Raw genomic sequence first — 21157 nt, 5'->3', positions numbered from 1 at the left:
GGAGAACTCTGCCATGTCGTTTTTCGGAAAGCTCAAGGACCGGCTGTTCAAGTCTTCGTCGAAGCTGGACGAGGGGCTTGAGGCAATTGTCGAGGATGGCGGCGAAATCGCGGCGCCCGACCCGGATGTGACGCCGGGCCCGGAGACCCCGCCCGAGCCCGCGCCGGAGATCCAGCCGGAGCCCGATCCCACGCCGGATCCAGAGCCGGAAACCGTACCGGACCCCGAGCCGGAAACCGTGCCGGAGCCGGAGCCCGAGACAGAGCCGGTGCCACGGCCCGATCCGGTGCCGCATCCGCGGCCGGATGTGACCCCGCCGCCGGCGCCCACCGAGGTGCCGCAACCCGACCGGCCGGCCGGTGTGCCCGGCCCGGCCGGAACCCCGCAGGAGATGCCCGGCACCACCGCGCCGGTCGAGATGCCGATGCCCGAGACCCCCGCCGAGGTGCCGACCCGCACCCCGGGCCTGATCGGCCGGTTGCTGGGGCGGGGCGGGCAGCAGGAGGTGCTGCGCCGCACCCTGGACGACGACATGCTCGAGCAGCTCGAAGAGCTGCTGATCGCCTCGGACATGGGTGTCGACACCGCGCTGCGCGTTACCGCCAACATGGCCGAGGGGCGCTACGGCAAGAAGCTGTCGGTCGGCGAGATCAAGCATTTGCTGTCGGGCGAGATTGCCCGCGTGATGGAGCCGGTGGCGAAACCGCTGCCGCTTTACGCCAAGAAACCGCAGGTGGTGCTGGTGGTCGGGGTCAACGGCTCGGGCAAGACCACGACGATCGGCAAGCTCGCCAGCCAGTTCCGCGCCGCCGGCAAGCAGGTGGTGATCGCCGCGGGCGATACCTTCCGTGCCGCCGCGGTCGAGCAGTTGCAGGTCTGGGGCGAACGGGCTGGGGTGCCGGTGCTGACCGCACCCGAGGGCTCGGACCCGGCCAGCCTGGCCTTCGACGCGATGGAAAAGGCGGCGCGGGATGGCGCCGACCTCCTGATGATCGACACCGCCGGGCGCTTGCAGAACCGCAAGGATCTGATGGAGGAATTGTCCAAGATCGTGCGGGTGATCCGCAAGAAAGACCCCGACGCGCCACACAACACGTTGCTGGTGCTGGATGCGACCACCGGGCAGAACGCGCTGTCCCAGGTCAAGACCTTCCAGGAGTTGGCCAATGTCACCGGCCTGGTGATGACCAAGCTCGACGGCACCGCCAAGGGCGGTGTCCTCGTGGCGCTGGCCGACAAGTTCGGCCTGCCGATCCACGCCATCGGTGTGGGCGAAAAGATCGACGATCTGGCCCCCTTCGATCCCGAGGAGTTCGCCGCCGCGCTCACCGGGCTCGACAGGTGAGGCCTTGTCTAATGAGTGCCCCAGAGGCGCTCGAGCTGTCTCAGCAAAAAGATCACCGACACCACGATCCCCGTGGCCAGGGCCGCCAGCGGCATCTGCCCGGCGCCGCAGCCCAGGCCCACCGCCCCCGCCAGCCAGAGCGAGGCGCCGGTGGTGACGTTCTTGACCTGGCCCTTGGCGGTAAAGATCAGCCCGGCGGCAAGAAAGGCCACCCCGGCGGTGACCGCCTCGATCATCCGCAGCGGATCCTGGCGCTGCTGGTCGTCCTGGCCGAAATCAAGCTGGCTGATCTCGAGCCCGAGAATGACAAACAGGCAGGCGGCGACGCAGACCAGGATATGGGTGCGCAGCCCGGCCGGCTTGTGGCGCCATTCGCGTTCGATGCCGATCAGCCCGCCCAGCACGACGGCCGTCAGCAGGCGCGCCATGGCCGCCCCGACCGGTACCACCGAAAAGGTGTTCTGGAATTCCGCCAGGGCGTCCTGCCACATGAAAGTCGTCCCCTTGTCGTTGCGGGACGAACGCGCAGGACGGCGACCGGTTCCCCAAGACGCCCGCCACGGCCTTTGGGGCCCGCCGCGATCACCCCTGCGTGACTTCCCGTTTCCCTGGCCGCGTGTGCGCCTAGATGCCGGGTTCAGCCGCCCGCCGGCGGCGCTGGTCAACACGTACAGGAGTTCTCATGCATAGCGCGCTTTCGTCCGCCGATCCGTTTCCCGTCACCGAAATCCCGCGGCTTGGCGGCGGCACGATCACCCTCGGCCGCCCGGAGACCGCCGATTGGCAGCTGGTCCTCATCTATCGCGGGCTGCATTGCCCGATCTGCAAGCAATATCTCACCGATCTCGAACCCCGGCTCTCGGAGTTCGCCGAGCTTGGCATCGAGGTGGTTGCGGTCTCGGCCGACCCCGAGGCCAAGGCGCGCAAGTTCCGCGCCGATCAGGGGCTGAGCGTGCCGATCGGTTGTGATCTGTCGATCGAGCAGATGAAGACCCTGGGACTCTATATCTCGGACCCGCGCTCGCCCGAGGAAACCGACCGGCCATTTTCCGAACCGGGGTTGTTCCTGATCAACCCGCAGGGCAATTTGCACATGGTCGACATATCGAACGCGCCGTTCCTGCGGCCCGACCTCGAGAAACTGCCGTCCCGCATCAAGTTCGTTCTGGAGAAAGACTATCCGATTCGCGGCACTCATTCCGGCTGACCCCGCGTGAGCGAGTGGCTGATCTCGCTCGAGGGCACCGAGGCCGGGCATCGGCTGGCGCTGATCCTGGCGGTGAATGCGGCCTTTCTGCACGCGGTCTTTGGCGCGTTGCAGAAAGGCCGCCACGACCCCTGGCTGAGCCGCGGGGCAATCGACGGTGCCTATGGGCTGATGGCGGCGCCCTTCGCGCTTTTTGTCGTGCCCTGGCCAGAGCCGCACATGTGGCCGATCTTTGCCGGGGCCTTCGTGATCCACACCGCCTACAAGCTGTTGCAGGCGATGGCCTATACCCGTGGCGCCTATACCGTGGTCTACCCCGTGGTGCGTGGCACCGGGCCGCTGTTTGCGGTGATCGGCGCCTATCTGATCTTTGACGAGAGTTTTACCCTGGTGCAATGGCTGGGCGTCGGCGTGCTTCTGGCCGGGATCTTCGGGCTTGCGGTCTACAACCTGATCTTTCTCACGGCCGCGCGCGAAACATTGAACGCGGCGCTGGCGCTGGCGGTCTTTACCGGGCTGTTCGTGGCGCTTTATACGACCTATGACGCCTATGGCATCCGCGCGACCGCCGATCCCTTCACCTTTCTCGCCTGGTTCTTCATGATCGACGGGGTGGTGATGCCGGTGCTGGCGGCGCGGCGTTGGCGGCGGGCGGCGCTGAAACCGCCACTCCGCCCGCTGTTGCTGCGTGGTTGGGTCGGCGGGCTGATCGCCTTTGCGAGCTTCGGGGCGATCATGCTGGCCACCCGGCTTGACAAGGTGGGCGAGGCGGCGGTGCTGCGCGAGACCTCGACGGTCTTTGCCGCGCTGATCGGCTGGCTGGTGTTGAAGGAAACGGTGGGGCCGCGGCGCATCGCGCTGATGGCCCTGATCGCGGCCGGGGCCGTGATCGTGGAAATGGGTGGGTAACAGAGGTGCAGATGACAGAGAAACGTGAGATCAACCCGGTGCTGAAACAGGTGCTCGAACTGGGGCCGCCGCTGGCCTTTTTCGGGCTGTACCTCTGGCTCAAGGAAGATGTCTTCCTGTTCGGCGGCCAGGAATATTCCGGCTTCATCGTGGCCACGGTGGTCTTTGTGCCGATCGTGCTGCTGGCGATGGCGGTGAATTGGGCGCTGACCCGCGAGCTAAGCCGGATGCAGGTCTTTACGGCGATCATGGTGATCTTTTTCGGCGCGCTGACCGCCTGGTTCAACGACGAACGGTTCTTCAAGATGAAGACGACGCTGGTCTACGGCTTCTTTGCGCTGCTGCTGGGCATCGGGCTGCTGCGCGGCCGATCCTATCTTGCCTATCTGCTGTCTGACGCGGTGGCGATGCAGCCGGAAGGCTGGATGATCCTGACGCGGCGCATCTGCCTCGGGTTTCTGACGCTGGCGGTGGCGAATGAGGTGGTCTGGCGCACCATGTCGACCGACGTCTGGGTCAAGATCGAGACCTTCGGCTTTCCGATCGCGCTTTTCGCCTTCATCTGGGCGCAATTCGCGGCGCTGCACAAATACATGGACCTCGAAGACGACAAGGGCTGATCGCGCCGGCCCTGCGGCCCGTCAGCCCCGGCGCGCGGCGCCGGGGCGGCGGCAATGGTTGGTCCAGGCCGTCTCGCAATGCCGGGATTCGCCGCGCAGGATGGCGCAGGACAGATCGACGAAGATCCGCACCAGCGCCCAGGCGCAGCGTTTCGCGGCCCATCCCCGTCCGGTCGAGGCGCGGAAGGCGCGGGCCGAAAAGGTCATATCGGCATCGCCGCCCAACAGCCGGTTGAGCGCCAGCGACGCTTTGAAGCAGATCACCTCGGTGACCTCATCGTCGATGACGTCGGGCGGCAGCGTCGACCGGTCGCACACCCGGGTGAGCAGCGTGGGCCCCGTCAATCCCGCGCCCGCCCAAGCCAGCCCGGCGCGGGCGCGCCGCCAGCCGAGCCGGGCCCGGAATCCGGCGGTTCCTGAAAGCGGCGCAAGTTGGTTGGACAGGGGCATGCGAATCTCCCACTACATCTTGTGCGAAGCAGTTAGAGATAGCCTATGACGCCCGGGTGAAGCGGCTGTTACAGCACCGTGACGGACTTGACCCCTCGGGCGCAACGGCCTATCACCGGCGCCGTGGCGATTTGTTACCGGATTGCGGGCCACGTTAAAGATTCCGCTAAAAGGTCAGCAACGAAAGCCCCCCGTTCGCTTGGCCGCGCCCGGGGGGCTTTTGGTTTGGAAGGACGAGACATGAGCAATGATTGGAACAGCCGCACCAAGTTGGTGCACGGCGGCATCCGCAGATCCCAGTACAACGAAGTCAGCGAAGCGCTGTTTCTGACCCAGGGCTTTGTCTATGACAATGCCGAACAGGCCGAGGCGCGGTTCCTCGAAGCCGGGCCGGACGAGTTCATCTATGCGCGCTACGGCAATCCCACGGTGGCGATGTTCGAAGACCGGATCGCCGGGCTCGAGGGCGCCGAGGATGCCTTTGCCTGCGCTTCGGGCATGGCGGCGGTGCAGGGCGCGCTGATGGCGCTGCTGAAGGCCGGCGATCACGTGGTCGCGGCGCGCGCGCTGTTCGGCTCCTGTCTCTTCATCCTGGAAAACATCCTGCCGAAATTCGGCGTCGAGGTCACCCTGGTCGACGGCACCGACCTCGAGGCCTGGCGCGCGGCGGTGCGCGAGGACACACGGCTCTGTTTCTTCGAATCGATGTCCAACCCGACGCTCGAGATCGTCGATATTGCCGGCGTCGCCGAGATTGCCCATGCAGTGGGCGCGCTGGTGGTGTCGGACAATGTGTTTTCCACCCCGATCTATTCCGATGCCATTGCCCAGGGCGCCGATATCGTCACCTATTCCGCGACCAAGCATATCGACGGCCAGGGCCGGGTGCTGGGCGGGGTGATCCTCGGCCCGAAAGAGATCATACGCGGCCCCGTAGAGGCCTTCATGAAGCACACCGGCGGCGCGCTCAGCCCGTTCAACGCCTGGGTGCTGCTCAAGGGCCTCGAAACGATGGACCTGCGGGTCCGCGCCCAGACCGCCACGGCGCAGCACCTGGCCGAAAAGCTCGAAGGCAATCCGGCGCTGTCGCGGGTGATCTATCCCGGCCTGGCCTCGCATGCCCAGCATGATCTGGCGATGCGCCAGCTTGGCGCCGGCGGCACCGTGCTCAGCTTTGACATTCGGGGCGGGCGCGAGGCGGCCTTTGCCTTTCTCAACCTACTGGAGATCGCGGTAATTTCGAACAACCTCGGCGATGCTAAGACGATTGCGACCCCGCCGGCCTTCACCACCCACCAGCGGCTTCCCGACGATCAGAAGCAGATTCTGGGCATCACCCCGGGGTTGATTCGACTGAGTTGCGGGCTGGAAGACCCGCAGGACCTGCTGCGCGATCTCGAGGCCGCCCTGGAACACGCGACCGGGGGGCAAGGCTAGCCGCTGTAGCGGAAGGCGGAAATGCCGCTCTCACATGACGCAGTTGGCGGGGCAGTGTGCCGTCACGGCAATCTTTTGCCGAACTCTCGCATGTGCAGAATTTTCTTCTGGCTTTTCGGAGCGTTCCGAGTCATGCCATTCAAGACTCAAGTCAAAAGGTGCGAAATGAAAAAACTGATGATCACTGCCGCTCTGGCGGCATCGCTGGCCGTTCCGGCCGTCGCTCAACAAGCTGCAACCGCAGCCGATCCCTTTGTGTCGACCCAAGGTGCAACCACCGGTCTGGCAGTTGTGGGTGGCGCGACCGCTCTGGTCATCATCGCTGCCGCTGCAAACGGCGAAAGCTCGTCGGGTACAGACTGATAGTCGGCATTTGATGAATTAAAAGCGCCGGATCCTCTGGATCCGGCGCTTTTGCATGTCCAGATGACGTCACAGACCATAGTATTTTCTCCGCGAGGGCTTAATTAGAGCCTGTGTCTGCGCAGAAAGGGGCCTTTGATGAATCTCCCGACACCCGGATTGAACCGCGTTCCCAGCCGCGAAGAGGCCGAAGCCGCCGTCGATCTCTTGCGCCGCTACACCGATGCCACCGGCGCGACCGCGCTGGGCTATCCCGACATGGCCTCGATCTACCCGGCCGAATTCGAGGTGGATTCCACCTACAAGTCCAGTCTGCCCGATCTTCAGAACGGCCCCGCCTCGCTGATCCGCGGTGCCAATGAGCCGATTCAGCATGTCGGTATCTCGAATTTCCGCCTGCCGATCAGCTTTCACACCCGCGGCGGCGGCGATCTGACGCTGGAAACCGCCGTCACCGGCACCGTCAGCCTCGGCGCCGACAAGAAGGGCATCAACATGAGCCGCATCATGCGGTCCTTTTACCGGCATTCGGAAAAGACCTTCAGCTTCGAGGTGATGGAAGCCGCGCTCGACGATTACAAGACCGACCTGGAGAGCTTCGATGCCCGCATCGAGATGCGCTTTTCCTTCCCGGTCCGGCTCGACAGCCTGCGCTCGGGCCTCAGTGGCTATCAATATTACGACATCGCGCTGGAACTGATCGAAAGCCAAGGCCAACGTCGCAAGATCCTCCACCTCGACTATGTCTATTCCTCGACCTGCCCCTGTTCGCTGGAGCTCAGCGAACATGCCCGGCGCGAACGGGGGCAACTGGCCACGCCGCATTCGCAGCGCTCGGTGGCGCGGATTTCGGTCGAGGTGGTGGGCGAGGCATGCCTGTGGTTCGAAGACCTGATCGATCTCTGCCGCGCCGCCGTGCCGACGGAAACCCAGGTGATGGTGAAACGCGAGGATGAACAGGCCTTTGCCGAGCTGAACGCCGCCAATCCGATCTTTGTCGAAGATGCCGCGCGGTTGTTCTGCGCCCGGCTTCAGGCCGAGCCGCGAGTGGGCGATTTCCGGGTCGCCGCCAGCCATCAGGAAAGCCTGCACTCGCATGATGCGATCTCGGTGCTCACCTCCGGCCCGACCTTCGAAACCGCCAGCATCGATCCCCGGTTCTTTGCCACGCTGATCCACGCCGGCTGACCGGGCCCACGATCGATTGCCTGATGCATAAATGCACCGCCCCGCGCATCGTCGGGGCGGGCGACCGGGCGCAAAACCGGCCTGATTTCCACCGTTTGACACACAAAACCCGGGTCGGCCCGCGCCGCGCCGGCCCTGTCATGGCCGTTTTCTCGATATTGCTGGCCCCGCAATCCGTCCAAACCTGCTAGGCTCGGACCAAGGGGGGAAACCGCAGGCCCACGCGATGCGAGGTTTCCTATGCAAGGCACCAACGTGCACTTCCGATTTCCCGAGCCCGGCTGGCGCCAGCGGCTCGACACCTATTTCGCCGGGCTGGGGCAGGGTGTGAACGCCGATCCGCTGATCCGCGCCAGGCTGGGCGAGGTGGCCGGGCTCGAGGCGCTTTCCGACGCGGAACTGGCTGCCTTGGGCATGGACCGCAGTGACATTCCCGCCCGGGTTTTCAAAGACCTCTTTCCTCAGGGCTGAAGCCGGCTTGACAGTATATGCGGGGCAGGCCAACGCTCGGGCGCATGTTTGATATTCGGCCCGTGGGCTATGTGATCGGATTGCTGCTCGCCATTCTCGGCGCGACGATGTTTCTGCCGTTCCTCGTCGATCTGGCCGAGGGGCGCGGGCATTGGCCGGTCTTTCTGCAATCCGGACTGATCACCGTGCTGGCCGGCGGGCTGATCTCGCTGGCCTGCGCCAATGGCGTGAAACAGGGGCTGTCGATCCAGCAGACATTTCTGCTGACCACCGGCGTCTGGCTGGCACTGCCGGTCTTTGGCGCGCTGCCCTTTGTCTTCGGCGCCACCGAGGCGCGGTTCGTCGATGCCTTCTTCGAGGCGATGTCGGGGCTGACCACCACCGGCTCCACGGTGTTCACCGGGCTCGATACCCTGCCCAAGGGGCTGCTGCTCTGGCGCGGGCTGATGCAATGGCTGGGCGGCATCGGCATCATCGTCGTCGCCATGGTCTTCCTGCCGGAACTGCGGGTCGGCGGGATGCAGATCTTTCGCGCCGAGGCCTTCGACACCATGGGCAAGATCCTGCCCCGCGCCACCCAGATCGCCAGCCAGATCAGCGTGATCTATGTCTCGCTCACGCTGGTCTGCGCGCTGACCTACATCGCCTTCGGCATGAACACCTTTGACGCCACGGTGCATGCGCTGACCACCATCTCGACGGGCGGTTTCTCGAATTACGATGCTTCCTTCGCCGCCTTCTCGGGGCCGATGGAATATGTCGCTTCCGCCTTCATCATCCTCTCGGCACTGCCCTTCGTGCGCTACGTCCAGATGATCAATGGCTCGGCCCGGCCCCTGCTGCGCGACAGCCAGGTGCATGTCTTCCTGCTGGTGGTAGCGGCGCTGGTGATCCTCACCGCCATCGCGCTGATGATCTCCTTTCCGCATGCGCCGGAACGCGCCTTCCGCGAGGCGCTGTTCAATGTCACCTCGATCATCTCGGGCACCGGCTATGCCAGCGCCGATTACATGGGCTGGGGGCCGCTCCTGGTGGCGGTCTTCTTCTTCATCGGGCTGATCGGCGGCTGTGCCGGCTCGACGGCCTGTTCGGTCAAGGTCTTCCGCTACCAACTGCTCTTTGCCTCGATCCGGGTGCAGCTCTTGCGCATCCGCTCGCCCAACGGCGTCTTCACCACCCGCTACGAAGGCCGCCCGGTGGGCGATGACGTGCTGTCTTCGGTGATGTCCTTCTTCATGTTCTTCGTGGTCTCGATGGGGGTGCTGGCGGTGCTGCTCTCGGCCACCGGCCTCGATTTTGTCACTTCGGTCTCGGGCGCGGCCACCTCGCTGGCCAATGTCGGCCCGGGGCTGGGCGACATCATCGGCCCGGCCGGAAATTTCGCCACGCTCAATGACACCGCCAAATGGCTGCTTTCGGCGGCGATGCTGATCGGACGGCTCGAGCTGCTGGTGGTCTACGCGATCCTCACCGTGAACTTCTGGCGGGCGTGACACAGGGCCGCTTCGCGGCGCTTCATGCCTCCGGCGGGGATATTTTCGGCCAGAAGAAAGACATTCTTTACACTTACTCGCCAGGTTGGAGCTGCGGTACAGGCTGGGAAGCCGATGACCGCGCCAGGAGAAGGCCCCCGTTTGCACTTGCGGCGGGGGCTGGATCTGGCAGCGGCGGTCTCAGGGCGACATTTCGCCCAAAGGCCGTCCCGGGCTTCTTCTGGCCGAAAATATCCCCGGGGGAGCCCGCAGGGCGGGGGCAGAGCCCCTGGGTCCGTCGGCGACAAAGCGCGCGAACATTGAGCGAACAAGGCTTTTCAGCCCGCGTCCGAACGGGTAAAGTCGCCGCATGAGCAGTTTTGACGACATGGACGCTTTCGAGGCGGCCTCCTCCCTCTCGCAGCGCGCCATGGCGGCGCGTCCCGCGCCCTATCTCGACGGGTTGAACCCGGCCCAGCGCGAGGCCGTGGAGGCGCTGGACGGCCCGGTGCTGATGCTGGCCGGCGCCGGCACCGGCAAGACCAAGGCACTGACCACGCGGATCGCGCATCTGCTGAACACCGGCAAGGCGCGGCCGAACGAAATCCTTTCGGTGACCTTCACCAACAAGGCCGCGCGCGAGATGAAGCTCCGCGTCGGCAAGCTTTTGGGCCAGGTGGTCGAGGGCATGCCCTGGATGGGCACCTTCCACGCCATCGGCGTCAAGCTGCTGCGCCGACACGCCGAGCTGGTGGGGTTGAAATCGAATTTCACCATCCTCGACACCGACGACCAGATCCGCCTGCTGAAACAGCTGCTTTCGGCGGCACAGATCGATGACAAGCGCTGGCCCGCCCGGCAACTCAGCCACATCATCGACAATTGGAAGAACCGGGCCTGGACGCCCGACAAGGTGCCCGCCGCCGAGGCCGGAGCCTTCAACAATCGCGGGGTTGAACTTTATGCCCAGTATCAGGCCCGGCTGAAAGAGCTGAACGCCTGCGATTTCGGCGATCTGCTGCTGCATTGCGTGACGATCTTCCAGACGCAGGAGGACGTGCTGGCCCAGTATCAACGCTGGTTCCGCTATATCCTGGTGGACGAATACCAGGACACCAATGTTGCCCAGTATCTCTGGCTGCGGCTCCTGGCGGGCGGTCACAAGAACATCTGCTGCGTCGGCGACGACGATCAGTCGATCTACGGCTGGCGCGGCGCCGAGGTGGGCAATATCCTGCGCTTCGAAAAGGATTTTCCCGGCGCCAAGGTGGTCCGGCTGGAGCAGAACTACCGCTCCACCCCGCATATCCTGGCCGCCGCCGGCGGGGTGATCGCCGGCAACACGGGGCGTCTGGGCAAGGAACTCTGGACCGATGCGCCCGACGGCGAAAAGGTAAGGCTGATCGGCCATTGGGACGGCGAGGAGGAAGCCCGCTGGATCGGCGACGAGATCGAAGCGATGCAGGGTGGCACCCGCGGCATGCGGGGATTTTCGCTGGATTACATGGCGATTCTGGTGCGCGCCTCGCACCAGATGCGCGCCTTCGAGGATCGCTTTCTGACCATCGGCCTGCCGTACCGGGTGATCGGCGGACCCCGGTTCTATGAGCGGATGGAGATCCGCGATGCCATGGCCTATTTCCGCGTCGTGGTCAGCCCCGAGGATGATCTGGCCTTCGAGCGCATCGTCAACACGCCCAAGCGCGGACTTGGCGACAAGGCGCAGCAGACCATCCAGCGTCTGGCGCGCGACACTGGCGTGCCGCTGGTCGAGGGCGCGCGGCTGGCGGTGGAGAGCGGGGCGATCAAGGGCAAGGGCGGCAATGAACTGGCCCGGCTGCTCGACGGGCTTGCGCGCTGGGGCCGGATGACCGGCGAGAAGGACGTCAGCCACGTCGAGCTTGCCCAGATCATCCTCGACGAAAGCGGCTACACCACCCATTGGCAGAACGACAAGACGCCCGAGGCGCCGGGCCGGTTGGAAAACCTCAAGGAGCTGGTCAAGGCGCTGGAGGAGTTCGAGAACCTGCAAGGCTTTCTCGAACACGTCAGCCTGATCATGGACAACGAGAGCGAAGAGGCCGGCGCCAAGGTGTCGATCATGACGCTGCATGCCGCAAAGGGGCTGGAGTTTCCCGCGGTCTTCCTGCCAGGTTGGGAGGATGGGCTGTTTCCCTCGCAGCGCAGCATGGACGAGAGCGGCCTCAAGGGCCTGGAGGAGGAGCGACGGCTGGCCTATGTGGGGATCACCCGCGCCGAGGAGGTCTGCACCATCAGCTTTGCCGCCAACCGGCGGGTCTTTGGCCAGTGGCAGTCGCAGCTGCCGTCGCGCTTTGTCGATGAGCTGCCGGAGGCGCATGTCGATGTGCTCACTCCGCCGGGGCTCTATGGCGGCGGCATGGCCGGGCAGAGCTTTGGCTCGGGCATGGAAAGCCGGGTGGCCGAGGCAAATGTCTACAATTCGCCCGGCTGGAAACGGCTTCAGGAGCGGCAGAGCCAGCGCCCGATGGCGCAGCCCAAAGAGAGCCGCAACACGGTGATCGACGCGACGGCGATCTCGAGCTTCACCATGGGCGAGCGGGTGTTCCACCAGAAGTTCGGCTATGGCGCGGTGGTGGGCATCGAGGGCGACAAGATCGAGATCGATTTCGAGAAGGCCGGCGTCAAGAAGGTGGTCGCACGCTTCATCAACGCCGCCGATGACGTGCCGTTCTGAGCCCGGACTTCGCCGACAATGATCCCGTCCCGGGACGCGCCGCGGGAGCTCTGGCCGGCGGATGCCGCGCCTGCCAAGAGGCCCCGGGTCAGGCCCGGGGCCCTGGCGTGACGGAGAATGGCGCCTCCACCGACTTTACGCTGTCTTGCGGCTCCGAATCCCCGTAGTCTGATCCGGCAAGGTGCCTGCGGTTCTGCCGCGGGAGAATTGGGAAGCCGGTGAAAGACCGGCGCTGCCCCCGCAACGGTATGGCCGGGGGATGTGGTCAGTACCACTGGGCGTCACGCCCGGGAAGGGGCCGCATCCGCAATCCCGCCGAGCCCGGAAACCAGCCTTCGCAGTGACGTCAAACCGCGGGTGGCGGGCAGGGCGCGGGGTCGGGCGCATTGCCTTGCCGCCGTTTCCTCTCTGCCTGCCCGTTCTGCATCAAGGCCACGGGGCGTGGCGGAAAGGATCGAGATGACCAGACCTCTCACCGCAGCAAACGGGAGGGCCGCAGCATGATGCTGGCCCGTATTCTTGCCGATCTGCGCCATGCCGAGACGGGGACCGCGCCCGAGGCCGCGGCGCGCGCCGGTTTTGTCCGCTGGGTGCTGTCGCTGCCACCCGGGGTGCCGGTTTCGGCCGCGGCGGCGGCCGCGGCCGTGCGGGTCCGGCCGCAGGCCGGGCAGGGTCGGGCGGTGGCGCTGTTTCTGAAGTGTCTGGACGAGGCTTGTGTCACGGCGAATATCGCGCCGGAGCGGCGCGGTGGCGCCCGGGCGCGGCGACGGGGGCGCGCGTGACTTCGGACCCCGGAAAGGAACCCCGAAAATAAGAACGGCGGCACGGGAGGTGTGCCGCCGTCTTATTTTGACCGACGCTCCTGAATGCGAGGAGACGAAGCGTCAGTGCCGGTCGGACCTCAGGCCATTTGGGAGGAGGAGCCTTCGGTCCGGGTATTCCCGACCGCAAAGGGAGGAGAGCGGCGGGAAATTCTATGTCTTTGCCGGCGTCACGCATCCGGCGTGGCGGCGGGCCGGAGCCCTGAAACTGCTATGCCCCCGGGGGGAAGAACGGCGGCACGGGAGGTGTGCCGCCGTCTTTTCAACACCAGCGCTCCTGAATGGGAGGAGACGAAGCGCCGGCTGGAGCGGACCGCGGGCCTATTGGGAGGAGGGGCCTTTGGTCCTGGTATTCCCGACCGCTATTGGGAGGAGGGCGGCAGGGAATTCTGTCTGGGCCGCTTGCCGGCCCGGTGTAAAAGGCGGCGACATCAGGGAGGAGGAGAGATGTCGCCGCTGAGACACAGAAGACTCAGGGAGGAGGAGAGAGCCTTCTGATCCGGTATCAGTTATAGGCTGCGTGATAGGCCACGCGGCGGATTTCGCTGCGGCTCAGGCCGAGATCGGCGAGCTCGCGGTTCGACAGGCCTTGCAACTCGTTCATGGTTTCCCGATACACGCGGTACTGTGCATAACGTGCGGTGAGGGACTTGAGCGCAGCCTGGAAGCGTTTGTTCAGTCCGGCCTGAACGGGGGTGTTCGTGGTGATGTCTGCCATGGCGTTTCGCCTTTGTTGTCGTCAGTGTCTGTTCGTTTCGTTGACATCAATGTAGTCGAATGCTGCGTGCGCACAATCCCAAGTGCGATCAATGCTGCTATGCAGCAATTGCATGTGTAAGCGCTTAGACGCGAGTAGACCTTAAGACTAAAGTCGTAATTTACTCGCATAGGTTGAATATCGCGGTTTTGTGAGGTGATACGCGGCACCGCGACCCAGATTGGGGCAGGAAAATCATGGAAGAGATCATCCGAAAAGAGCTGGCAAGGTTCGAGATTCCCGGTGGCGGAGACCTGATTTCGCGCGATTTGATTCGAGCGCTGAATATCGAGGACGGTGTGGTGCGCTATGTGATCGAGGCGCCCTCGCCCGAGATGGCCCGCCAGATGGAGCCGCTGCGCGCCGCGACCGAACGGGCCGTGGCTTCGATCTCCGGCGTGCGCGAGGTGCATGCGGTGCTGACCGCGCATGAGGCCAAGACCCCGCCGAGCCTCAAGGTCGGCGGCCATCCCAAGCCCCAGGCCGGCCCAATGAAACCCGCGGGCGTCAAGCGCATCATCGCCATCGCCTCGGGCAAGGGCGGGGTGGGCAAATCCACCGTTTCGTCGAATCTCGCCGTGGCGCTGGCCCGCGCCGGCAAGAAGGTGGGCCTGCTCGACGCCGATATCTACGGCCCGTCACAGCCGCGCATGATGGGCGTGTCGCAACGCCCCGCCAGCCCCGACGGCAAGATCATCGAACCGTTGGTGGCGCATGGCGTGACCATGATGTCGATCGGGTTGATGCTCGATCCGGCCAAGGCGGTGGTCTGGCGCGGTCCGATGCTGATGGGGGCGTTGCAGCAGATGCTGGGGCAGGTGGCCTGGGGCGAGCTTGACGTGCTGCTTGTCGATCTGCCGCCGGGCACCGGTGACGTGCAGCTGACGCTGTGCCAACGCTCCGAGCTGTCGGGGGCCATCGTCGTCTCGACGCCGCAGGACGTGGCGCTGCTGGATGCGCGCAAGGCGGTGGACATGTTCCATACCCTGAAGACCCCGATCCTGGGAATGATCGAGAACATGTCGCTGTTCCATTGCCCGAGTTGCGGCTTCGAGGCGCATATCTTTGGCCATGGCGGCGCGGCGCAGGAGGCCAGCGACATGGGCGTGCCGCTTCTGGCGCAGCTGGCGATCGATCTCGACACGCGGCTGGCCGGTGACAGCGGAACGCCGGTGGCGGCGGGAACCGGGCCGATGGCCGAGGCCTATGCGCAGCTGGCCCAAGGCATGATTCGCGGCGGGCTGGTCTGAAGGGCGCGTGCCGATAGGAGAGGCCGGCAACCTCTAGCGGAGGCTTTCCAGCGGCTGAAAGATCGGTCCATCGGCGCTGCGGCTGTAAAAGGCGCGCAGGGCAAAGACCTCTTCCAGCCGCTCCGGCGTCAGCACCGCGCCGGGGGCGCCGTCGGCCACGGCGCGGCCCCGGTCCAGCATGACGAGCCGGGTGCAATGCCGCGCGGCGAGGCCGAGATCGTGCAGCGAGACCACGACGGCCTTGCCTTCGGCGGCAATCCGGCCAAAGACCTCCATCGTGGTGATCTGTGCTGCCGGGTCGAGCCCGGCAATGGGTTCGTCCGCCATCAGCAGCGGTGTTTCCTGGGCCAGCGCGCGGGCGATCAGCACGCGGGCCTGTTCGCCGCCCGAAAGGTGATTGGCGGGGCGATGGCGGAAGCTCTCGAGCTTCATCCGCCGGATTGCCCGGTCCACCGCCGCCCGGTCTTCGGGGCGCAGCCGGCCGCCGCGCGGCAACCAGGGGGTGCGGCCCAATGCGATCACCGCCTCGACATCGATGCCCCAGGCGATCTCGCGGCTCTGCGGCATCCAGGCGGCCTGGCGGGCACGGGCGTGCGCCGGCAGATCGGCGATATTGCTTTGGCCCTGATGCGCCAGAAGGCCCAGCGCGGCACGCAGCAGCGAGGTCTTGCCAGCGCCGTTGGGGCCGATCAGGCCGACACATTCGCCCGGGCCGACCCGCAACGAGACATGATCGACCACCGGGCGGCTGCCGCGATGCACCGAGAGGTCTTGCAGAGCCAGAAGGGCGGTCATGCGAACTCCTTCCGGGTCTTGTAGATCAGGTGCAGGAACAGCGGCGCGCCGATCAGCGCCATGACGACACCAAGCTTGAGATCGCGGTCGGGCAGGATCAGCCGCACCGCGATATCCGCCGCCAGTACCAGCACGGCGCCTCCGAGCGCCGAGGCAAACAACAGCCGCGACGGCCGCGCGCCGACCAGCGGGCGGAGGATATGCGGCACCACCAGCCCGACAAAGCCGATGGCGCCCGCCACCGCCGTGGCGGCGCCGACGACGCTGGCGGTGGCGATCACCAGCGTCAGGCGCAGCCGGGTCAGGCGGATGCCCAGCGCCTGGGCGGCGTCTTCGCCAAGGGTCAAGGCATCGAGACCGCGGCCCAGCGTCGCCAGCATGAGCCAGCCCAGCACCGAAAGCGGCAGCGCCAGCCAGACATGGGTCATCGACCTGTCAGCCAGCGAGCCCATCATCCAGAAGACGATTTCCGAGGTGGCAAAGGGGTTGGGCGAGAGGTTCAGCACCAGCGACAGAAGCGCCCCGGCCAACGCCGAGATGGCGATCCCGGCCAGGATCAAAGTCAAGGAGGCGCCGCGCGGCCCGGCCAGCGTCAGGAGAAGCAGCACGCCGAGCAGCGCGGTGCCGAGCGCAGTCAGCGGCAGCGCGAGGGTGAAGGCGGCGGCCAGCCCGGTCTGGAGCGCGATCACCGCGCCGAGCGCGGCCGAGGCGGAGACGCCAATCAGCCCCGGTTCGGCCAGCGGGTTGCGCAGATAGCCCTGCATCGCCGCCCCGGCCATGCCCAGCGAGGCGCCGACGATCACCGCCAGAAGCGCGCGCGGCAGGCGAATCTCGCGCATCACCAGCGTCATCGGCGTGCCGTCATCGAGGATCAGCGCCGAGAGACTGTCCAAGACGCCGACCGGCGCCGGCCCGATCAGCAGCGAGGCCAGGAAGAGCGCGGCGACACCCAGCGTCAGAAGTGGCATCAGCCGGCTCATCGCGTGGCCTCCAGCGCCCGGCGCAGCGGCGCGAGCCCTTCGATGGCGCGCAGCACATGCGGCGTGCCGCAGACCCAGTCGGCATCGGTCACCGCCGCGCCCTGCGCGCCCCGGCGCAGGGCCTCGATGACCGGGTGATCCATGATCCGCTCGGCGCGGCTGGTGCCGGGATAGGGCTGGCCGGTGATGATCGCCTCGGGGGCCGCCAGCGCGAGGATTTCCAGCGGCAGCTTGCCGCCGGTCTCGTAACCGGCGGTGATGGCGATATTCTCGAAGCCGGCGGCGGTCAGGATCTCATGCGCCAGCGACGCGCGGCCCGAGGTGAAACCATTGGCATGATAAAGCGCCGCGCGAGGGCGTCGTGTCACCTCGGCTTGCAGGGCAGCGAGGCGGCTGTCGAAATCGGCCACCATGTCGCGCGCGGCCGCCTGACGGCCCAGCGCTTCGCCCATCTCGAGCACCGCGCGCCGCACGCCCTCCATGGAGGTGACGATGTCGAAGGTGGCGACCGGAATGCCGAGATTTTCCAGCGCCTCGACCGAGGCCCGTGCGGTATACCGCCCGGCCAGAACCAGGTCGGGTTGCATGAGATAGATTTCTTCGGCGCGGCCATGGTTGATGACATAGTCCTGCGCCGCATCGGCCATCGAGGAGGCGCGCCGGTCGAGCGCCACGAAGGAGACCGAATGCAGCTGGCCCGGCGCGGCCAGCATCATGGCGAGCTGGTCGGTGCAGAGGTTGATCGAGACAACCCTGCGCGGCGCCTCCTGCGCCTCGGCCGCCGCGCCGATCAGCGCGGCGGCGAGCAGGAGCGCCTTACAGAGACGCACGGACCCCGAAATACGCGGCGCGATCCGATTGGCCATAGCCCGGCGCGGTCTGGTATTCCTCGTCAAAGATGTTCTCGATCCGCAGATAGACTTCGGCATCCTCCATGATCTCATAGGTCAGGGTGGAATTCACCACGCCGTAATCGTCCAGATCGTCGGCCCGGTTGCCGGCCCAGAGCCCGGTGGCATTGAGCGAGGCGCGTTGCCCCAGATTCGCGGTCACAGAGGCCGAGGCCTGTTGGCCGGGCACAAAGGCCGACCAGCTCGAGGTGTCGAGATCGGCGTCGGAAAAGCTGTCGGTCCAGGTGTAGGAGCCGTCAAACCGCAGCCCCTCGCGCAGCGCGCCGCCAAAGGCCAGCTCCAGCCCCTGCCGGGTCGAAGTGCCCTCGGCCTGCACGTAACCGAAGGTGGTGAAAGAATAGTCGATGATGTCCTCGGCTTCGACATGGAAGGCGGTGGCGCGGACAAAGGCGGTCTCGCCGTAGCGCTTCTCGACGCCCAGATCAAAGCTCTTCGAGGTTTCGGGATCGAGATCGGGGTTGCCGGCAAAGCCGTCGTAAAGCTCGTAGCCCGAAGGCGCGCGGAAGCCGGTGGCGGCATTGGCGCGGAAGATCAGGTCATCCATCGGGCGATAGACGGCCGAGAGACGGCCGGTGGTATGGCCGCCAAATTCGGAATGTACGTCATGGCGCAGCGCGGCCGAGAGGTTCCACATATCGTTCGGTGCCCAGGTCAGTTCGGCAAAGGTGCCGTTGACGGTGGTGTCCTGGCTCTGTCCGTCGACAAAGAGGCCGAAAATCGTGTGGTCCAGCGCCACGGCGGTGTCGAATTCCTCGATCGTGTGATCGGCGCCAAATGCCAGCCGCGCGGTGGCGCCAAGATCGACGCCGCCCTGGTAGCGGTATTCCATCCGGGTGCCGGTATAGTCGAAGCGGTCGTCGGAGATGCCGCCAAAGCTGGCCGAGGTGCCTGTCAGCGTGCGGTCGATGCGGAACCAGGCGGCCGAGACCGAATGATCCACCGCGCCGGTGACGAAATCAAAGCCGATGCGGGCGCCGTTCTGTTTCTTGACCGTCAGCTCGTCGGGGCTGCCGTCAGATACCACGCCGCCCGAGGCCTCGTCATATTCATAGTCCGAGCGCTCGTCGAAGAACGACAGATGCATCACCAGATCGGGCGAGCCCAGTTCGTAAGAGCCGGCAAAGCTCAGCCGGGTGGCCGAAAAGCCGTCTTCCTCGTCATTGCCGTCGTTTTCGTCGGCGGCGGAAAATCCGTCCGAGCGGGCGTGAGAAAAGGTCAGCGCGCTGTCGTAGCCATCGCCGGCCGTGGTCAGGGTCACGGCGCTGCGCAGGGTTTCGTAGCTGCCGTATTCCGAGGCGATCTGCACGCCGAACCCGTCCTTGTCGGCGGTTTTGGTGGTGATGTTGATCACCCCGCCAAGCGCCTCGGAGCCATAAAGCGCCGATTGCGCGCCGCGCAGGATCTCGATGCGCGAGATGTCCGACGTCATCAGCCCGCCGAAATCAAAGGCCACCTGGGTGCCGCTCGGATCGGATACGTCGATACCATCGACGCGCACCTGGATGTTGTTCTGCCCGACGCCGCGAATCGAGACCCCGGCAGAGGTGCCCAGCGGGCCGGTGGCGCGGATCGTCACGCCGGGCTGGCGGGCGAGAAAATCGATCACCCGGGTCTCGCCGGTGGCCTCCAGGTCGTCCTCGGTGATCACGGCGGCGGAAACCCCGGTCTCGTCGGCGGGTGCCGCCTCGAGCCCGGCCGAAAGGATCAGCACGCCGAGATCATAGGCGTCGTCCTGGGCAAGAGCAGGGGTGGCACAGAGCGCGGAGAGCGCGGCGCTGGTCATCAGGGTGGAGCGGGTCATTTTGTATCCCTCGAAGGCCGGTCGGGCCGATTGACGTTTCGGAGGGAACAGCGCCCACCGTTTCAGTGAAGTCACCGCGACGGGGTTGCCGTTATCCGTGACGCGCCCCGCGTCGGGATAGGGTGAGCTCCTGGCAGGTCTCCTGACTTCGCGGGTCGTTGCATCCGCCGGGCCTTCCCGCGGCCGGCGGCCACAGTGGCAGTTTCCGAAGGTGCTCGCCGCTCACAGTTGCGGGGGCAGTCGCGGCTTTGCACCGCGTTCCCTTTTCACGAACCCCTTGCGAGGCCCGAACCAAGACAGGCTTCGTCTAATTGTGCCGGCTCAGCCTGGCAAGACGGCAATTCGCACGCCCCGCCACGCGGCTTCAGGTGCGGCATGGCGGCCACGCCGGCGCCTTTTTGGGAATCCATGGCCGTAGAGGGCCTGAATGGCCCTGGCGGGCGGGCGCGGCCCCGGCGGGAAATCAGGACCGCGCCGGGAAACCATGGGACATACGGGAAATCGTGGGACGGATGGGAATTCATGGCACCGGCCCAATCCGGTGCGGCGACAGAATCAAGAATTGGCTCTCGATTCCGTGATTCGTGTGTGAGTCACAGCGCCGGAATCGCCAAAATCCGCAAAAGCAGGCGCGGCAGAATTTGGGGAAACGGGTAAATCACGGCGCTGCCCCGAAAATTCCGGGATTTCGTGGGAAAAAAGCCACAGCGCCTCAATTACTATATATGGTATGAGCAAAAAGCCGCTTCCGCTATAAATTCCAAAAACAGTATCAATTTTACCCCAAGATGTTGTTTTCCACAGGGGGTGTGGACAATATGATGTGGGTCTTTCCCAATTTTGCCTGTTGATTTCCATAATTTCCCATGGCATCCCTTATATCACGATGAGGGACGGAGACAGGGGCAGCAAACGACCCCGCAACCAACTCCGAACAAAAGCAAAAACAGGTTTCATACAGGCATCCGCCTTTCATCGTGAAACAGAGATCCGGCGCGCGGGCGAGCAGACATCCCCCCAGGTGGCGCGCGCAGCTGGACATCCCGCAAGAGCGGGACAGGCGGCGGGTTGATCAGTGGCAGCAGATCAATCCGCCGTTTTTACATCCAAGACATGGGGGGTTTCGCGGGGGCGCGGGCAAAGGACGGCAGGACAGTGAGCCGCAGGTTCAGAGGCGAAAGCCGCCACAAGGTGGATACAAAGGGCAGGGTGTCGATCCCGGCCCTGTTTCGCCGTGTGCTGGAAGCTGCTGATCCGAATTGGAAATCCGGCGAAAACCCCGAGCTCGTAATTGTCTATGGCGATCACCGGCGCAACTACCTCGAATGTTACACGATGGAGGCGATCGACGAGGTCGACGCCAAGATCGATGCCATGCCGCGCGGGTCGATGCAGCGCAAGATGCTGCAACGGCTGTTTCACGGCCAATCCTATCCCACCAACGTCGACGAGACCGGCCGCCTGGTCCTGCCCGCCAAGCTGCGGGACAAGATCGGTCTGGAAAAAGAGGCCTTTTTCATCGCCGCCGGTGACACCTTTCAAATCTGGCACCCGGACACCTACGAGAAGGAAGAGCTGGCCAAGACCGAAGAGTGGCTCGACGAGCTGCCCGAGGATTTTGACCCGCTGTCCTTCCTCGATGGACCGGCAGAGGGAGCCTGAGC

Annotated in this window: 20 protein-coding genes and 3 riboswitches; of the genes, 13 read left to right on the top strand and 7 right to left on the bottom strand. The window is 65.3% G+C overall.

Features of this window, described 5'->3' with window-relative positions; genetic code table 11:
• Window positions 1-13 precede the first annotated feature (13 nt).
• Window positions 14-1345: a signal recognition particle-docking protein FtsY gene (gene ftsY / locus AC0J5K_RS11880; RefSeq protein ID WP_274562644.1), complete on the top strand. Its 1332-nt coding sequence runs from the start codon at window positions 14-16 to the stop codon at window positions 1343-1345.
• An 8-nt stretch (window positions 1346-1353) separates the two neighbouring features.
• On the opposite strand, the gene AC0J5K_RS11875 is transcribed toward ftsY, so the two are convergent.
• The gene (locus tag AC0J5K_RS11875) at window positions 1354-1836 is read right to left on the bottom strand and encodes an MgtC/SapB family protein (RefSeq protein ID WP_048530578.1); all 483 of its coding nucleotides are present in this window, start codon (window positions 1834-1836) and stop codon (window positions 1354-1356) included.
• 191 nt (window positions 1837-2027) lie between these two features.
• Between AC0J5K_RS11875 and AC0J5K_RS11870 the strand changes: the two genes are divergently transcribed.
• From AC0J5K_RS11870 to AC0J5K_RS11860, 3 genes are read left to right on the top strand one after another with little or no spacing between them, the layout of a single operon-like run.
• Window positions 2028-2552 carry a peroxiredoxin-like family protein gene (locus tag AC0J5K_RS11870; protein ID WP_074835358.1) on the top strand — a complete coding sequence of 175 codons (525 nt, stop codon included), beginning with the start codon at window positions 2028-2030 and terminating at the stop codon, window positions 2550-2552.
• Window positions 2553-2558: 6 nt separating this feature from the next.
• Window positions 2559-3461, top strand: coding sequence for an EamA family transporter (locus AC0J5K_RS11865; protein WP_048530580.1), 903 nt, complete (start codon window positions 2559-2561; stop codon window positions 3459-3461).
• Between the two features lie 11 nt (window positions 3462-3472).
• On the top strand, window positions 3473-4081 hold the full coding sequence (locus AC0J5K_RS11860) for an inner membrane-spanning protein YciB (RefSeq protein WP_048530581.1): 609 nt from the start codon (window positions 3473-3475) through the stop codon (window positions 4079-4081).
• Between the two features lie 21 nt (window positions 4082-4102).
• Here the strand turns inward: AC0J5K_RS11860 and AC0J5K_RS11855 are convergent, their stop codons facing one another.
• Entirely contained in the window at window positions 4103-4531 is a 429-nt protein-coding gene (locus AC0J5K_RS11855; protein ID WP_274562648.1) for a hypothetical protein, read from the bottom strand.
• A 113-nt stretch (window positions 4532-4644) separates the two neighbouring features.
• A riboswitch (SAM riboswitch) is annotated at window positions 4645-4721 on the top strand.
• A 50-nt stretch (window positions 4722-4771) separates the two neighbouring features.
• Between AC0J5K_RS11855 and metZ the strand changes: the two genes are divergently transcribed.
• From metZ to AC0J5K_RS11820, 7 genes are all read left to right on the top strand, one after another.
• Window positions 4772-5968, top strand: a complete 1197-nt coding sequence (gene metZ, locus AC0J5K_RS11850) for an O-succinylhomoserine sulfhydrylase (protein WP_274562650.1) — start codon at window positions 4772-4774, stop codon at window positions 5966-5968.
• Window positions 5969-6133: 165 nt separating this feature from the next.
• Entirely contained in the window at window positions 6134-6331 is a 198-nt protein-coding gene (locus tag AC0J5K_RS11845) for a hypothetical protein (RefSeq protein ID WP_139211215.1), read from the top strand.
• A gap of 138 nt (window positions 6332-6469) precedes the next feature.
• The gene (folE2, locus tag AC0J5K_RS11840; protein ID WP_074835353.1) at window positions 6470-7519 is read left to right on the top strand and encodes a GTP cyclohydrolase FolE2; all 1050 of its coding nucleotides are present in this window, start codon (window positions 6470-6472) and stop codon (window positions 7517-7519) included.
• A gap of 240 nt (window positions 7520-7759) precedes the next feature.
• On the top strand, window positions 7760-7990 hold the full coding sequence (locus tag AC0J5K_RS11835; protein ID WP_074835351.1) for a hypothetical protein: 231 nt from the start codon (window positions 7760-7762) through the stop codon (window positions 7988-7990).
• 44 nt (window positions 7991-8034) lie between these two features.
• Window positions 8035-9483, top strand: a complete 1449-nt coding sequence (locus AC0J5K_RS11830; RefSeq protein ID WP_139211213.1) for a TrkH family potassium uptake protein — start codon at window positions 8035-8037, stop codon at window positions 9481-9483.
• Between the two features lie 349 nt (window positions 9484-9832).
• Complete coding sequence (locus AC0J5K_RS11825; protein WP_274562658.1) at window positions 9833-12178, top strand: ATP-dependent helicase; 2346 nt, start codon at window positions 9833-9835, stop codon at window positions 12176-12178.
• Window positions 12179-12340: 162 nt separating this feature from the next.
• Window positions 12341-12529, top strand: a riboswitch (cobalamin riboswitch).
• A 149-nt stretch (window positions 12530-12678) separates the two neighbouring features.
• Window positions 12679-12960: a hypothetical protein gene (locus AC0J5K_RS11820; protein WP_074835347.1), complete on the top strand. Its 282-nt coding sequence runs from the start codon at window positions 12679-12681 to the stop codon at window positions 12958-12960.
• A 544-nt stretch (window positions 12961-13504) separates the two neighbouring features.
• Here the strand turns inward: AC0J5K_RS11820 and AC0J5K_RS11815 are convergent.
• Window positions 13505-13717, bottom strand: coding sequence for a DUF1127 domain-containing protein (locus tag AC0J5K_RS11815; RefSeq protein ID WP_048530597.1), 213 nt, complete (start codon window positions 13715-13717; stop codon window positions 13505-13507).
• A gap of 236 nt (window positions 13718-13953) precedes the next feature.
• Here AC0J5K_RS11815 and AC0J5K_RS11810 point away from each other — a divergent pair, with 236 nt between their 5' ends.
• Entirely contained in the window at window positions 13954-15006 is a 1053-nt protein-coding gene (locus tag AC0J5K_RS11810) for an Mrp/NBP35 family ATP-binding protein (RefSeq protein WP_274562661.1), read from the top strand.
• A gap of 33 nt (window positions 15007-15039) precedes the next feature.
• Here the strand turns inward: AC0J5K_RS11810 and AC0J5K_RS11805 are convergent, their stop codons facing one another.
• The 4 genes from AC0J5K_RS11805 to AC0J5K_RS11790 are packed head-to-tail and all read right to left on the bottom strand — an operon-like array spanning window position 15040 to window position 19493.
• Window positions 15040-15801, bottom strand: a complete 762-nt coding sequence (locus tag AC0J5K_RS11805) for an ABC transporter ATP-binding protein (RefSeq protein WP_074835344.1) — start codon at window positions 15799-15801, stop codon at window positions 15040-15042.
• Window positions 15798-16781, bottom strand: a complete 984-nt coding sequence (locus AC0J5K_RS11800) for a FecCD family ABC transporter permease (protein ID WP_074835342.1) — start codon at window positions 16779-16781, stop codon at window positions 15798-15800. The genes AC0J5K_RS11805 and AC0J5K_RS11800 overlap by 4 nt, the downstream gene beginning before the upstream one ends.
• Window positions 16778-17611 (bottom strand): ABC transporter substrate-binding protein, encoded by an 834-nt coding sequence (locus AC0J5K_RS11795; RefSeq protein WP_274562664.1) that lies wholly within the window; start codon window positions 17609-17611, stop codon window positions 16778-16780. The genes AC0J5K_RS11800 and AC0J5K_RS11795 overlap by 4 nt, the downstream gene beginning before the upstream one ends.
• The gene (locus AC0J5K_RS11790) at window positions 17598-19493 is read right to left on the bottom strand and encodes a TonB-dependent receptor plug domain-containing protein (protein WP_274562666.1); all 1896 of its coding nucleotides are present in this window, start codon (window positions 19491-19493) and stop codon (window positions 17598-17600) included. Before AC0J5K_RS11790 ends, AC0J5K_RS11795 begins: the two co-directional genes overlap by 14 nt.
• Before the next feature lie 115 nt (window positions 19494-19608).
• Window positions 19609-19804, bottom strand: a riboswitch (cobalamin riboswitch).
• Between the two features lie 844 nt (window positions 19805-20648).
• Here AC0J5K_RS11790 and mraZ point away from each other — a divergent pair.
• The gene (mraZ, locus tag AC0J5K_RS11785) at window positions 20649-21155 is read left to right on the top strand and encodes a division/cell wall cluster transcriptional repressor MraZ (RefSeq protein WP_074835339.1); all 507 of its coding nucleotides are present in this window, start codon (window positions 20649-20651) and stop codon (window positions 21153-21155) included.
• Window positions 21156-21157: the final 2 nt, after the last annotated feature.

Source organism: Marinovum sp. E3 (assembly GCF_055755275.1).
This window is presented reverse-complemented; position numbering and strand designations above follow the sequence as displayed.